Consider the following 15,173-nt stretch of genomic DNA (forward strand, 5'->3'; position numbering starts at 1 on the left):
AGTTGTCAGTACGTTTGCAAACGTCTGCTAACTTCCCGCTTTTGCATGAGAGTCGTTTTACTACTGCTTACAGTTCTGCTGCTCATAACGGGCTGCTCGCCAGTTTACCGGATTAACCGCGACCTGCGGACCAAACCTACCTACACCGATCATTTTACCGGGGTTGCCCTCTACGATCCAGCCTCGAAAAAAACGCTGATTCAGCACAATGCCGATAAAGCCTTCACGCCGGCATCCAACACTAAACTATTCAGCTTTTACGCGGGGCTGCTGCTGTTGCCGGATACGTTACCTACACTCCGATACGTCGTTCGACAGGATTCGTTGATCTTCTGGGGGGCGGCTAATCCGTTGTTCCTCCATCCAGAAATGACCGATACAGCGGCACTGGCATTTCTGCGAGGACGCCCTGAACGACTGTTTTATTCTCCGTCGAATTATACCGGCAAACGCTTTGGCGCGGGCTGGGCCTGGGATGACTACAATGACGATTACTCGGCCGAGCTGGCTCCCTTACCCTTGTATGGCAACGTCGTTCGGTTTATTGGTCCGCCTGCTGGTCGGCGTGTTGTTCCAACGTTATTTGCCGACAGCGTGAATACCGTAACAAAGGAGGGAGGCATTCGGCGGGATGAGTTTGTAAACCGGTTTAATCGGCCGACTGCGCAACGTTCCGGTCAGCAGGATGTACCGTTTCGTTGGTCGCCCGCGCTGGCGGCTCGGTTGCTGGCCGATACGCTGCACCGGCCTGTTGGTTTGGTTAACCGGCCGGTACCGGCCGATGCCCGGCTGTTGCGGAGCGGGTCGGCCGACTCACTTTATAAACGCATGTTGCAGGTTAGTGATAATCAGTTTGCCGAACACGTCCTACTCATGGCCTCGGCCGAACGGCAACGGGATCAGTTATCGTCAGCCTCGGTACTACGCTACATGGCCGACAGCGTACTGCGTTATCCGGCAACGTCGGCCAAGTGGGTTGATGGGTCCGGCCTGTCGCGCTACAACCTCTTTACACCGAACGTATTGATTGATCTGCTGGGACGTATCTACGAAAAAGTACCGCAGCAGCGCTTGTTTGCCTTATTGCCGGCGGCCGGACAATCGGGGACGTTACGAGGTATGCTTACTACACAAAAACCTTATGTTTTTGCGAAATCAGGATCGATGAGTGGCGTTTACAACCTAAGTGGCTATCTGCTTACCCGGCGGGGAAAGCTGCTGTTCTTCAGTATTATGCACAATAACTTCACGCAGCCGGTGGCCGACATGCGCCGACGCACCGCCGAATTGCTGCAACAGCTTCACGACCGGCTTTGACTGACCATCCCGACGCTTCGCCGGAGCAGCCAGTACAGCGGATAGCTGATCAGAATAAAGCCAATGGCGTAGATGCTACTGTTTAAGTCGCCGATGACAACACCCAGCAAAAAAGCCAGCGACGCGATCAGGAGCGTCCAGGTGGAGAACGGGTATCCCCAGGCCCGTACTGGTCGGGGCAAATTCGGCTCGGTCTGGCGTAACCGGATCAGCGACGCAAAACCCGACGCATAGCAGAGCACGAAGAAGAACGTAGCGATGTCGGATAGCTTACTGTACGTATTGGTCAGTATCAGCGCGATCGACGCCGACGCTGTCAGCAGAACGGCAACGGCGGGCGTACCCCCGGCATTGACGGGTGTGACAAACCGAAAGAACAGACCGTCGCGGGCCATCGCAAAAATCACCCGCGGGTTAAACATAATCTGCGCGTTGATAATCCCCATGATGGAAATCATCAGCAGGAACGTAACGACCTGAGCGCTGCCAGGGCCAAACAGCAGTTGAACGGCATCGGCTGCGGCCAGCTTTGAGCCCGCCAACGTATCTATAGGTAGTACGTACAGCAGCGCGAGATTAACAAGTACGTAGATGCCAATGATCAGCAGTACTCCACTGATCATGGACCGGGGTAGATTGCGGCTTGGGTCAACGTCTTCTTCCGTAAAGTAAGCCGCCGTATGCCAGCCATCGTAGGTATAAAAAACGGATTGTAGGGCTGCCAGAACGCCCAGCCAGACACCCCCCTCGGCCAGCGGCCGAACGGCGTTTGAGGAAGTCGCCGAAGCGGTTGCAGGCGATACCGTGAAGCAGGCAACAACAAAAGCCAGTAAGCCCACCGCTTTCAGTACGCTCATAATTTCCTGCGCCCGGCTTGCCGACCGAACGCCCAGCCAGTGAAACGCCACAAAGGCCAGCAGAATGCCAATTGCTACTAGTTTTTCGTAACCGGCCGTACTAGGTAACAGGAGAGCAATGTATTCGCTCATAACCGACGCGCCAAACGCCATAGCCGAAACGCTGCCGAGCCAGCTACAAATGCCGATCACAAATCCGGCATAATCGCCGAAGGCCCGCCGGGCGTAGACGTACCAGGCACCGGCCTTGGGCAGCATGGTTCCCAGTTCAATCACCGACAATGAGCCAATCAGGGCATACAAACCTACCAGCAGCCAGACAACGATGATGATCGTTGGGTCGCCGATATCCTGAGCAATCGGGCCGGGCTTACGCAGGATGCCTGTACCAATGGTACCTCCTATGGTTACTGCTACGCCAAAGCCGACGCCGAGGAGTTTGCGAAGTTGGGTGTTGTCTTGAGCCATGAATCAGGTGGGCCGTAACCCGCTTGCCGGGGCGGGGTGATTACAATGATAACGAAAATCACTTGTATCAGCGCGGTTTTCGGGCCACCTGACGGTTTTTTCGTAAGTTTGGCTCCTATGAAAACCTTGCTGAGCCATCCGTACGCCCTTGTATTCATAGGCGGTGGCCTTGGCAGTTTACTGCGGTTCGGAACCGGTCGGCTCATCCCGGCAACCCTGGTGGGTTCTGCCTTCCCGCTCGCCATCTTGGTCGTCAACGTAGTGGCCAGCCTAGTGCTGAGCTGCGTGGCCGGGTGGCTGCTGGTACGGTCGGCGGGGGAGGAGGTACGTCTGCTGGTTGGGGTCGGCTTCTGCGGTGGTCTCAGTACGTTTTCCAGTTTTAGCCACGATACACTTGTGCTGTTGCAAAACGGCCGGATAGGGGCTGCGTTTCTGAATATCGGCCTGAACGTAGTGCTGTGCCTGCTGGCATCGGCCGGCGGGTTCTGGCTCGGACAAAAAGTATGATTAAGAAGTGCCGGAGATGGAAGCTTTCACTTGCTCTATCGCGCGTGTCTGCGAAAATCCAGATAATCTGCGGCAACAATGATTTATGACGAATTCTTCAGCTGAGACGGCCCGGCGTCTCTTTGATGCATACACTACGTATAAAGAGAAAACGCTGACGCACCGGCGATTTAAGCATATTGACATAGTTCCGCTACTGGATGAACTGCGTCCGCAGCCCCTCTTTGAGGTCAGTCAGGTCGGTGAGTCGTTTGAAAACCGGGCAATCTACCAGGTTAAAACTGGTACCGGCCCGGCCCGTGTGTTACTCTGGTCACAGATGCACGGCGACGAAGCCACGGCTACCATGGCCCTGTTCGACATTTTTAATTTTCTGCGGGCAACCGGCGATGGCTTCGACGATCTTCGCCAGACGATTCTCCAAAACACCACGCTGTATGTCGTGCCGATGCTGAATCCCGATGGAGCCGAGCGGTTCCAGCGCCGGACGGCTACGGACATCGACATGAACCGCGACGCCCTACGTCTACAGACACCCGAAGGGGCTTTGCTCAAAAAACTGCAACAAGAGCTTCAACCACTCGTGGGCTTTAACCTGCACGACCAGAACCCGCGCTATAGCGTTGGAAAAACCGGACGACAGGCGGTAATGTCGTTTCTGGCAACGGCCTACGACGAAGAGCGTACGATGAATGAGGTACGTAAGCGCTCCATGCAACTGATTGTCGGCATGAACCGGGTGTTGCAGCAGTTTATTCCGGGTCAGATTGGCCGGTTCGACGATGAGTTTGAGCCGCGGGCGTTTGGCGATAACATCCAGAAATGGGGGACAACCCTCGTTCTGATCGAATCAGGCGGCTACAAAGGTGACCCTGAGAAAATGGCTATCCGCCAACTCAACTTTGTTGCGATTCTAACGGCTCTGCTTGCCATTGCCAATGAATCATATCAGCAGGAAGACATAGCTACTTATCAAACTATTCCTGAAAATGGGCGTTTGCTGTTCGACGTACTGATCCGCAATGCGACGGTTATGCAGAATGGAAAGCCGGTCGTCCTCGACATAGGTATCAATCGTTACGAGGTTACGACCGACGCCGGGCCGTATGAAGCAACACCGGGCTTTTACTACCGTAGTGTCATTGAGGACCTTGGCGATTTATCCACCTTTAATGGCCTGGAAGAGATCGATGCAACCGGTTTGACGCTGGTTCCTCTTCAGGTTTATCCTGATACACTTGAATCCGCAGTTGATCTCAATCAACTGGATATTGATGGCCTACGTCGGCAGGGTGTGGCTGCATTTCGGGTTAAGCAGGGTGACCCGGACGTAGCCCCGAAGCAGCCCGTGCATCTACTTGTTACTGGAAAGTTGCCAGCTGATCCATTGTCGATTGGTCAGTTACCCTCATTCCAATTGTTGACAAATTCTCAACCTGCTTTTGTATTTATCAATGGCTTTTGGGAAGATAGAACGATAAATGTCAATTTACTGGCGAACGGAATCGCCGAATAATCAATGGTAATTCATGATAAATAGATAATAAAAACATCAATTTCGTTTGCTTTGTTTTGTTAAAATTTTGTTTTTTTTGTAAACACATAATTAATTGATTTTTAACACTTTGTGAAAATTATAAATATAATTCAAGGGTAATATTAGGATAACATTCTCATAATATTGGAAAAGTAGCTTTGCGACGCAAAATAGCATGCGATAGCTACTGCCAATATGAAAATTAACTCCTTACTTGTATTTTTCTTATTTCTCTCCGCTACGGCTCTGGCTCAGACCGGAACCATACGTGGGTCAATTAAAGACGCCAAATCAAAAGAAGCCCTGATCGGTGCGACCGTCCGCGTAGATGGAACGCAGCTTGGCGCATCTGCCGACGTTGAAGGCAATTTCACCATCGCTAACGTACCGGCTGGCACCCACAAGGTGCTTGTTTCGTTCGTATCGTATAAGACGAAGGAAATTCCTAATGTTCGGGTTGAGTCGGGCAACACCACAGTGATCGACACCGAACTAGACGAAGAAGGAACGGCGCTTCAGGAAGTTGTTGTTCGAGGCAACCGCGCTACCAACACGGAAGTAGCCGTAATCACCGAAATCAAGCAGTTGAAGCCGATTGCGGTGGGTATCTCAGCCCAGCAGATTCAGAAGTCGCAGGACCGCGACGCAGCCGCAGCCATCCGGCGCGTACCAGGCGTCAGCATCGTGGACAACCGCTTCGTACTGATTCGCGGATTGGGTAGCCGTTATAATAACGTACTTATTAACGACGTGATTACGCCTTCTACCGAAGTTGAATCGCGCTCGTTCTCATTTGACATTGTGCCGAGCAACATCCTCGACCGGATGATTGTCTTCAAATCCGGCTCGGCTGACCTCCCAGGCGATTTCGCGGGTGGTATTATCAAAATTTATACGAAGCGTCGGCCCGAACAAAACTTCACAGACCTCGGCGTGACAATAGGTTACCGTGGAAACACGACGCTGCAAAGTGTACAGACGCATAACCGCAGTGGGCTTAACTTCCTGGGACTTTGGGCACCGGATCAGCAAATTCCGAACAGCTTTCCGGAACGGGCAGGAACATTTAACAGCCTGAACAGTGCACAACGTGCGGCCTATGCTCGGTTGCTGCCAAACTCGTGGGCGTTGAAAGACATGACGGTTGCGCCCGACCTGCGACTAGCCCTAAACCTCGGCCGTCGGTTCGATGCCGGTAACGTACGAATCAGCAACCTGACCAGCATTAACTACAGCCTGACGAACCAATTTGCAAATATCGACCTGAAACTATATCAGAACGGTGCTGTTGCAAACGATGTCGCTCAGCAGTATGTCGACGACAGTTACGCCCGCCAAACCCGTCTGGGTGTTCTGCACAATTGGACGTTCCGGCTCAACCCGGATTTTACACTTGAATGGAAAACGTTATACAACCAGCTAAGTACTACCGAAACCGTAATTCGAAATGGTCGTAACATTGACCAGGGTCAGGACATCCGGGCTTTCTCGGAGCGGTTTGAGAACCGGAGTATTCTGAATACCCAGGTATCGGGTGAGCATTCACTGAGTGAGCTGACTAAAGTGAACTGGATCGCCAGCTACGGGTACTCAGGGCGTTGGGAGCCGGATTGGAAGCGGGCCCGGTATATTCGTACGACTGGGGCAGTGGGCTCTGATGGACAGGAGGAACCGTTCCGTCTGTCGATTCCGAACCAGCCGAACCCGATTGATGTGGGCCGTTTCTACTCACGTCTGAATGAAAACGTCGGTTCACTAATTGGTAACTACGAACATACGTTCGGAAACCCAACCGATCGCGAGCCGAATCGGGTGCGGGCAGGTGTCTATGCCGAGCAACGGGTTCGTAATTACTCAGCCCGTTTCTACGGATACGAACGGGTTGGCGATGTGTCAAGTATTACAGGGCAGGATCTTGGTTCAATTTTCACGCCGGCAAACGTAGACGGTCAGCCGGGCGGTCTGTCGCTGCTGGATGGAACGCGTGATCTGGACTCATACAAGGGTACAAACACTTACCTCGCAGCGTATGCTACCGGCGATGTATATTTCGGTCCCCGCGCTAACGTAACGCTGGGTTTCCGGGGTGAATTCAATAATCAGTCGCTCGAATCAGTAGTCAATAATGTAAACCAGCAACTGGTTGACCGGGACGTTTTCAGTCCGCTGCCTTCGGTTAACTTCACCTATAAGCTGAACGAAAAGCAAAATCTTCGGTTAGCGTATTCATCAACGGTTAACCGTCCGGAGCTTCGCGAATTGTCGCCGTTCACGTACTTTGATTTCAATCAGTTAGCCAACGTACGTGGTAACCCCTCGCTGCTGACGGCCACTATCCAAAACATCGACGCGAAGTGGGAGCTGTACCCAACGCCGAACGAGCTGATTTCCATCACAGCCTTCTATAAGTACTTCAAGAATCCGATTGAAACGTTCCTGATTCCGTCGAGCAACGGGCTGGACTATACGTTTATTAACGCCCAATCTGCTCAGAACTATGGGGTTGAAGTTGAATTCCGCAAAGGATTTCCGAATGCATCAAGTGTATTCCTGCAGAATCTACAACTGGTTGGTAATGCGTCCATCATCCGCAGCCGCGTAGAACTCGGTCAGAGTGTTACGGGACCCGACCTCAGTGGTTTGATCGGACCGTATGACCTGACAAACATTACTGCCACTAATCGTGCGCTGGCAAACCAGTCACCTTACCTGATCAATGCCGGTCTGTATTACGCTGATCCCAACACTGGCTGGCAGGCCAATGTGCTCTATAACGTAGCTGGTCCGCGCATTTTCGCTGTGGGTAACCAGAACAATCCAACTATCTATGAAATGCCTCGGAACGTGATCGACCTGAACATCAGTCGGACGTTTGCCAAGCAAATTGAGATTCGGTTGGGTATTCAGGACTTGTTAAACGCCAAATACCGGTTTGCGCAGGACTACAATGAGGACAATAAAATTGGGTCTGACGTAACCTCGCAGAACGCTACCGCCGATCAGAACTACCGGACGTACCGCCGTGGACGGTACATCACCGCAACGGCTGTTTACACCTTTGGTAGGAGAACTGTCATCCCTTAATGTGTGCACAATAAAAAGTAAACTAAAACCAAATCTCTATGCAGTTAATGAAGCGTTGGCAGTATATGCTGCTATTAGTAGGGGGAATGTTTGTAACGTTGACCGCCTGTGACAACAATGATGAGCCAGAGGCTGTGCTGAGTATCACAGGTATCAACCCCACAACCGCCCCAGTTGGCTCAACGATTGTGATAACGGGTACCAATTTCAATACCAATCCGTCAAGCAACACGGTTACGTTTGGTACGGTACCTGCAACGGTAAACACGGCGACGTCTACTCAACTTAATGTTACAGTGCCTGCTAATGCTGGTAGTAACATTTCAGTAACGTCAGGTGGTCAAACTGCACAAGCTCCGTCAACTATTCAGTTCCAGCTTGGCAACAAGCCGGTTATTGAGGTTACGTCTAATATCACTACGAACACAACCTGGTCAAGAAACAATGTTTACCTGATTCGTGGATTTATCTACGTAGAAAACAATGCTGTACTGACTATTGAGCCCGGAACCATTATCAAAGGTGGTGGGCCTGCTACAGACCCATCAGGGCAGCAACGGGGTGGTACGCTGATTATCGACAAAGGTGCTCGGATTGAAGCGAAAGGTACGGCTCAACAACCGATCATTTTCACGTCGAACGCAGCACCGGGCCAGCGTAAATACGGTGACTGGGGTGGTATTGTCCTGATCGGTCGGGCGCCGACCAACCGACCGGCTTCACAGACGTTCGAAGGTGGTATCCGCGGTACGTTCGGTACGGACAACCAGCCCAATGATAACTCAGGTACATTGCAGTACGTACGGATCGAATTTGGTGGTATTGCCCTGACGGCAACCGCTAACAGTGAGATCAATGGTCTGACGATGTATGGTGTAGGCTCAGGTACGACCATTGACCACGTTCAGGTTTCTTATTCAGGTGACGATTCATACGAGTGGTTTGGCGGTACGGTTAACGCAAAGTATCTGGTTGCTTTCCGTGGTTTTGACGACGATTTCGATACGGACTACGGTTACACGGGTAAAGTTCAGTTCGCGCTATCGCTGCGTGATCCGCAGGTAGCTGACCAGTCTGGTTCTAACTGCTTCGAGTCTGACAACTTTAATCCGGGTGAAAACACGGCCGCTCAAGGTGCTGCTGCTCCGAATAATGGTCTGCCACTGACTCAGCCGATTTTCGCCAATGTCTCAAGCTTCGCTTTCCAGTCGGCGCCGGTAAACACGAACGCTCCTCAGGGTAGCGGTCCGTATCAGTCGGCCATGCACCTGCGTCGTAACACAGCTATCAGCATTTATAACTCAGTATTTGTAGGCTGGCCGGAAGGTCTGCGTCTGGATGGTACGGCAACCGGTACGCTGGCTAATGTAAATTCAGGTGCCCTGGATCTGCAAGGTGTTACGATTGCCAATTCATTAACTGCAGTTCGTGGTGCTGGGGCCATTACTAATGATCAGGCTACGGCTTTCTTCAATACGGCAAACAAAAACAACCGTGTAATTTCGACGGCTGATCTGGCTACGCTGCTGCTGAATGCACAGACGTTCAACCTGGCTGCACCAAACCCGCTGCCGCAGGCTACGTCACCGCTGGTTACGAACGCTGCTACTGCAACGGGAGGTAAACTTGGCGATTCGTTTTTCACGGCTGCTCCCTACCGGGGTGCCTTTAACGGAACGGATAACTGGCTGACCGGCTGGACAAACTTCGATCCGCAGAATACCAATTACGACAGATAAGCATTCTTTTTTTAATTTTCATATTGGTGTCGCACGAAAGGGCCGGGGCTTTGCACCGGCTTTTTTCTTATATAGACAGGCCTGGGCAAACTGGTCGACGCGAAACCAAAAAGGAGGTGCGGACTGGTCGATTACCTGAGGAAAATTATTACGTATAAGAAGGAGTGCAATATTCTGATGTAATAGGTGTTACCAAGCAGTAACCCTTCCGTCTAACACTAATTAAAAGCTGTTGAACTTTTGGCTCAATTTATGCTGTTTGTCCATGAACATAGTAGTTTGTTCAGGGACATTTGTTGCTGATAAGGCAATCTTTCATACATTAGCAGTGAAATAAGGGTTAAAAAGTTTGCTGATAATTAAGAGCTTACTAAATTGGCCCTTTGAATAGTTATAAAATCACAGTTTACATCAATTAACCTTTAATCACCGCAACCTCTTAGGTACCGTAACATGATCTCTAAGAAAGCAAAGTACGCCATCAAAGCCCTGAAGGTTTTGACCGAAGAGTACGGGAAGGGCCCTGTACTGATTTCCTACATATCGGCGAAGGAAAACATCCCGAAAAAATTCTTAGAGGCTATCCTGCTGGAGTTACGGAACCATGGTATCCTCCAGAGCCAGAAAGGGAAAGGCGGTGGCTATCTGCTGCGGGTGGACCCGGGTCGGGTAAACCTGGCTCAGGTACTGCGCGTAATTGATGGCCCGATTGCCCCAACGCCTTGTGTTTCGTTTAACTTCTACGTTCGCTGCGACGACTGTGAAGATGAAGTTACGTGCGCCCTCAAACCCATCATGGAACGCGTGCGGGATGCGAACCTGGGCGTTTACGAAAACACAACCCTGCTGACATTTATGAACCCGTCGTCGTTGGAGACGAAGGAAATTCCCATTGGCAGCAAAGCCAACGAATCTGTTGACAACTCAGCCAAGCGCATGACAGCCTAAGCTGGACGGTGTGCACTATAAATGGGTGAGGCTGAATCGAACGTTCGATTCAGCCTCACCCTTTCGTTTGTTTGATGCACTACAATTTATTGGGGCTGATGCTCTTTCCGGAGCAGATCGTTTACGGTCTTAACGGGGTTAAACGTAATCAGCGGTACTTCTACAAAGATGGTATTCCAGTCGGCCATGGCTCCATTCCAGAGGCCGGGTAGCTCCTGCGCCTTCAAATCTTTCCCGTCTTTTGACTTCTGGGTAATAAAGCCCGTCTGTGGATCGCGGTAGGCAGGCAGGTCGAATTTGCGACCGTGGTGATCTTTCAGACCGCAGACAAGATCGACGGGGTTGAAGTGCGTGGCAGCGTCAAAAATGGCTTTCTGGTCGGGATCAGCCAGGTCAATCTGGGCCGACTCAACGATCTGGAGCGAAACGGAGCCGTCCTGGTTTCTCGCCCAGAATGGCCCACCACCCGGTTCACCTACGTTCTTAACCATACCGCAAACCCGTACCGGCCGGTTTAGCTTCTGGCGGAAATACGCGAGCTTTTCCGCTTTCGACCTGCTTTCGAAGCCATCAGGAGGTAAGGTAAACAAGGTACGCCGGAACAGTTCGTCGGCTTCACTCAGATAGCCTTCGCTGACGTCGTCTGATTCGAGCAGCCCCTGCAACCGGGCTACCTGCTGTTGTGCATCCAGCAAAACGGCCGCCAGCACTTTCTTGTACGTAATGGTTGGCTCTTTGAGTTCATCGGGTACTACGTTATCAATGTTCTTGATGAACACGATGTCGGCGTCAATGTCGTTCAGGTTTTCGATCAGAGCGCCGTGGCCCGCCGGGCGAAACAGTAGCGTATCATCGGCATTTCGGAAAGGCGTGTTGTCGAGATTTACCGAGATGGTATCGGTTGATTTCTTTTGCTCAGAGAACGTAATATCAAACGTAACACCGAGCCAGGCTTCGTAGTCCGCTTTTTCGGCCTGAATAAGCTGCTCAAAACGCTCACGGTGTTCGGGGGAAACCGTAAAATGAATACGAACCAAACCGTTCGAGTTGGCATACGAAGCCCCTTCAACCAGATGTTCTTCAACGGGCGTTCGAGGGCCATCAGGATAGCGGTGGAACTGAAGCAGCCCCTTGGGTAAGTTTCCGTAGCCAAGGCCGTCGTCGAGCAGCAGGAACCGCAGTACGGTCTGCCGCAATAAAGGTTGCCAATCTTTATCGGCAACAGCTTTGTCGAGGTCAACGCCTTTGGTGGCCAGTACCTCTTTCAAATCGTCATAAAAGGCAAAATCCGGCAGACGGGCGAAAAACTCGTCGGCGGCTTTATCGGATTTGCCGTCGAGGGCCGAGAACAGCGATTTGAACATTCGGGTAGCGGCCCCGGACGCGGGCACAAACTTGAGCAGCGAACGGTCCTGCGCGGCTGCGTCGAACCGGTGAATATAAGCCGACAGTTCCGTTTCGGGAACCTGCACAATCCCATCGCCGACGGTAGCGGCCTTGATTACGTTCAGGAAAGGAAAGCCCTGGACAAAATGCTGTATCTGCTGATCGATCTGGTCGAGTGAAATACCCTGTGCCAGTATCTGGTCCTGATCTTGTTCGGTGAACTGCATGGAAAAAGGCAAGAAAATTCGTTTAGAACTCCGGCAAATTGGAAATTTAGGGAACGTGACGCAAATCAAATTTACGGGGTAGTCCGAATCTTATTATCACCAACCGCCAGACCGTTGTAATTTTATCACAAAAACTATATTGCTCCACTATGCAGGTCGGAATAACAACCTCCTCGCTAAAGCTGATTGCTTTTGATGCTGATGATACGCTGTGGGTGAACGAACCCATGTATGTGAATGTACAGCAGCAGTTCCGAACGTTACTGATGCATCATGTCAGCGAAGAAACGATTGGTGCCCGGTTCTACGAAGCGCAGATGCGGAATCTGCGGCTGTTTGGATACGGGGCGAAAGGATTTATGCTGTCTATGATTGAAACGGCCATTGAACTGACCGAAGGCACCATCACGGGCTCTGAAATACAGCAAATCATTGACATTGGCAAAGAGCTACTGGCGTTCCCGATTGATATTCTCGATGGTGTACAGGACGTACTGGAAACGCTTTCGGGCCAGTATGACCTGATGGTGCTGACTAAAGGCGATCTGCTCGATCAGGAAAGCAAAATTGCGCGGTCGGGCCTGGGGCATTATTTCAAGTACGTTGAGATTGTCAGCGAGAAAAACGAGCCGGCTTATCAGCGTATCATACAACGCTATGGTTTGCAACCGGAAGAGTTTCTGATGATCGGAAATTCACTACGCTCCGATATACTGCCCGTGGTTCATGTGGGAGCCAACGCCATCCACGTGCCGTATTCTGTTACCTGGGCGCATGAGCAGGTCGAGAAAGAGCAACTGGAGGGTAAGGCGTTTCTGGCGTTTGAGCGGATTGCCGATGTTATTCCGGTTCTTAGCCGGAACTAATCAGCCGGCCGTTGCCGGGTTGTAGGTCCCTGACTGGACAGCAAGGCGGTGATGGGTGCCGCTACGAGGTCGGGGTGAAAAACCAGGCTGAAATGATCGCCGGGCACCATCACGTAAGGTTCGTCCGGCGGAGCAATGATGTTGTCGGGTCGGGCATGGATGCGTAAATCGGGTTGTGCCGACAATGGGGGGACCTTTGCAAAAAGCGTTTGAATCTGGAACCACAGGTAGCGTCGATCCATCTGGCGGGAATTGAAGAGGAGCGTCTGATAAAGCGGTCGTGATTCATTAAAAGGGTACTGTCTGACCGAAAGCTTAGTTAAGAACTGGCTTTGCGTCAGGCCCGTAAGGGATAGCAAACGAAGAAGGCTAAGGTTATGAGTGGGAAACAGAATCTTTTTCTGATTTGTCCATGAAGCAATCTGTATGACCGTAGAACCGGTCAATTCCTTGACAAAAATGGCAACCCAGCCACCCATCGAATGACCAATGACCACATCCCCGGCGCTAATGGCGTACTGACTGACCAGATAATGAGCCACCTGCCGCACATTGATTGAGCCGGATGGCTTCCAGCGCAAAAATTCATCCGTCAAGTTGATTCGTACCGGCTCAATCGTAGGTAATAACGGCATTATCTGGTCAAACACCGTTGCATCTTCAAGATAGCCGTGTATGAATAGGACGCGGGTCAAATCAACTAAGCGAGTAAAGGTTTGACAATCTTACCGGCTACATCGGTCAGACGGAAGGGGCGCCCCTGGAACTGATACGTCAGTTTTGTGTGGTCAAAGCCCAGCAGATGCAGGATAGTGGCCTGTAGGTCGTGGACATGCACTTTGTCTTTAACACCGTAGTAGCCGATTTCGTCGGTCTCGCCGTACGTAAAACCGCGCTTCACGCCCCCGCCGGCCATCCAGACGGTAAAGGCTTCGAGGTGATGATCCCGACCCATGAAGGGGAGTACCTGACCATCGCGGTTTTCCTGCATGGGTGTCCGGCCGAACTCCCCGCCCCAGACAACCAGCGTTTCGTCGAGGAGACCACGCTGCTTCAGATCTGTCAATAGGGCCGCAACAGCCTGATCGGATTCTTTACACTTCTGACGAAGGCCAATTTCAATAGCGCCATCGGCACTGGTACCGTGTGAGTCCCAACCCCAGTCAAACAACTGGACAAACCGGACCCCCCGTTCAACCAGTCGGCGAGCCAGCAGGCAATTGCGCGCAAAAGACCCTTTGTTGGGGTCAACACCGTAGCTATCAAGGATGTACTGCGGTTCACCCTTAATGTCCATAGCGTCGGGCACGGACATCTGCATCCGGAACGCCAGTTCGTACTGAGCAATACGGGTCAGGATTTCGGGGTCTTTAACATCCTCGTAATGCTGCCGATTGATTTCGCTGATGGCGTCAATAGTCTGCTTTCGTGTATCGCGGTTCATACCCGACGGGTCGGATACGTACAGCACCGGATCGCCGTCCGTACGGCACTGAACACCCTGGTACACCGTTGGTAAGAATCCACTGCCCCAGATGGATTTACCCGCATCGGGCTGTTTGCCACCCGATGCCAGCACGATAAAACCCGGGAGGTTGTCGTTTTCAGTGCCCAGGCCATACGTCACCCACGAACCAAGGCTCGGGCGGCCCAGCCGGGCGCTTCCGGTGTGCATCAGCAATTGCGCCGGCGCATGGTTAAACTGGTCCGTATGCATGGCCTTGACGAACGTAATGTCATCAACAGCGCCTTGCAGGTGAGGCAGGTAATCGGATACCCAGGCCCCCGACTGACCATGCTGCGCAAATTTGCCCTGCGGTCCCAGCATCTTCGGAACACCCCGGATGAACGCGAACTTCTTGCCTTCGAGTAGTTCCTGCGGACAATCCTTGCCGTGGTATTTGACCAGTTCGGGCTTGTAGTCAAACAGCTCAAGCTGCGAGGGTGATCCGGCCATGTGGATGTAGATCACTCGCTTGGCTTTCGGCAGATACTGCGCTGCCTGCGGTGCCATTGGCTCATCCGGTTGAAGGGCTGCGTCGGCTACGTTGACAGCCTCATCGCGACGGCCCAGGAAACCACAACTGCTCAGGATCGAACCAAGCGCCATAGCGCCCAGGCCTGTGGAACAGGTATGCAAAAAGTGCCGCCTGGTTTCGCGCAGGGCGGCCATTTGCCGAAGTTCGTTTTGAAGGTCGCTCATGGTTGTATCCGTAATAGGCTGCGGCCTGTACTAC

General features: G+C 52.0%; 11 protein-coding genes. 7 read left to right on the top strand and 4 right to left on the bottom strand.

Translation table 11 applies throughout. The features are described 5' to 3' along the window. The first annotated feature begins 45 nt into the window (after positions 1-45). Complete coding sequence (locus BN8_RS27600) at positions 46-1,317, top strand: D-alanyl-D-alanine carboxypeptidase/D-alanyl-D-alanine-endopeptidase (RefSeq protein WP_009285244.1); 1,272 nt, start codon at positions 46-48, stop codon at positions 1,315-1,317. Here the strand turns inward: BN8_RS27600 and BN8_RS27605 are convergent. Beyond that, the gene (locus BN8_RS27605) at positions 1,302-2,642 is read right to left on the bottom strand and encodes an APC family permease (RefSeq protein WP_009285245.1); all 1,341 of its coding nucleotides are present in this window, start codon (positions 2,640-2,642) and stop codon (positions 1,302-1,304) included. The genes BN8_RS27600 and BN8_RS27605 overlap by 16 nt on opposite strands. Before the next feature lie 117 nt (positions 2,643-2,759). On the opposite strand from BN8_RS27605, the gene crcB reads away from it, so the two are divergent. The 5 genes from crcB to BN8_RS27630 all read left to right on the top strand — a co-directional run bounded on the left by crcB (position 2,760) and on the right by BN8_RS27630 (position 10,457). Beyond that, complete coding sequence (gene crcB / locus BN8_RS27610; RefSeq protein WP_040006948.1) at positions 2,760-3,149, top strand: fluoride efflux transporter CrcB; 390 nt, start codon at positions 2,760-2,762, stop codon at positions 3,147-3,149. Positions 3,150-3,234: 85 nt separating this feature from the next. After that, positions 3,235-4,665: a M14 family zinc carboxypeptidase gene (locus BN8_RS27615; protein ID WP_009285247.1), complete on the top strand. Its 1,431-nt coding sequence runs from the start codon at positions 3,235-3,237 to the stop codon at positions 4,663-4,665. 216 nt (positions 4,666-4,881) lie between these two features. Then, positions 4,882-7,770, top strand: coding sequence for a TonB-dependent receptor (locus BN8_RS27620; RefSeq protein ID WP_009285248.1), 2,889 nt, complete (start codon positions 4,882-4,884; stop codon positions 7,768-7,770). Positions 7,771-7,808: 38 nt separating this feature from the next. Next, positions 7,809-9,509, top strand: coding sequence for an IPT/TIG domain-containing protein (locus BN8_RS27625; protein ID WP_009285249.1), 1,701 nt, complete (start codon positions 7,809-7,811; stop codon positions 9,507-9,509). 453 nt (positions 9,510-9,962) lie between these two features. Next, positions 9,963-10,457, top strand: a complete 495-nt coding sequence (locus BN8_RS27630) for an RrF2 family transcriptional regulator (RefSeq protein WP_009285250.1) — start codon at positions 9,963-9,965, stop codon at positions 10,455-10,457. An 86-nt stretch (positions 10,458-10,543) separates the two neighbouring features. Here the strand turns inward: BN8_RS27630 and BN8_RS27635 are convergent, their stop codons facing one another. Further along, positions 10,544-12,070 carry a DUF4301 family protein gene (locus BN8_RS27635; RefSeq protein ID WP_009285251.1) on the bottom strand — a complete coding sequence of 509 codons (1,527 nt, stop codon included), beginning with the start codon at positions 12,068-12,070 and terminating at the stop codon, positions 10,544-10,546. 149 nt (positions 12,071-12,219) lie between these two features. Between BN8_RS27635 and BN8_RS27640 the strand changes: the two genes are divergently transcribed. Then, positions 12,220-12,936: an HAD family hydrolase gene (locus BN8_RS27640; RefSeq protein ID WP_009285252.1), complete on the top strand. Its 717-nt coding sequence runs from the start codon at positions 12,220-12,222 to the stop codon at positions 12,934-12,936. Here BN8_RS27640 and BN8_RS27645 read toward each other — a convergent pair. Together BN8_RS27645 and BN8_RS27650 are read right to left on the bottom strand one after the other, a co-directional pair. Next, positions 12,933-13,571: a hypothetical protein gene (locus BN8_RS27645; RefSeq protein ID WP_009285253.1), complete on the bottom strand. Its 639-nt coding sequence runs from the start codon at positions 13,569-13,571 to the stop codon at positions 12,933-12,935. The two genes, BN8_RS27640 and BN8_RS27645, sit on opposite strands and share 4 nt — an antisense overlap. Before the next feature lie 65 nt (positions 13,572-13,636). Then, positions 13,637-15,139, bottom strand: a complete 1,503-nt coding sequence (locus tag BN8_RS27650; protein ID WP_009285254.1) for a DUF1501 domain-containing protein — start codon at positions 15,137-15,139, stop codon at positions 13,637-13,639. Between the last annotated feature and the right edge of the window lie 34 nt (positions 15,140-15,173).

It is taken from the genome of Fibrisoma limi BUZ 3 (genome assembly GCF_000296815.2).
GTDB classification, from domain to species: domain Bacteria; phylum Bacteroidota; class Bacteroidia; order Cytophagales; family Spirosomataceae; genus Fibrisoma; species Fibrisoma limi.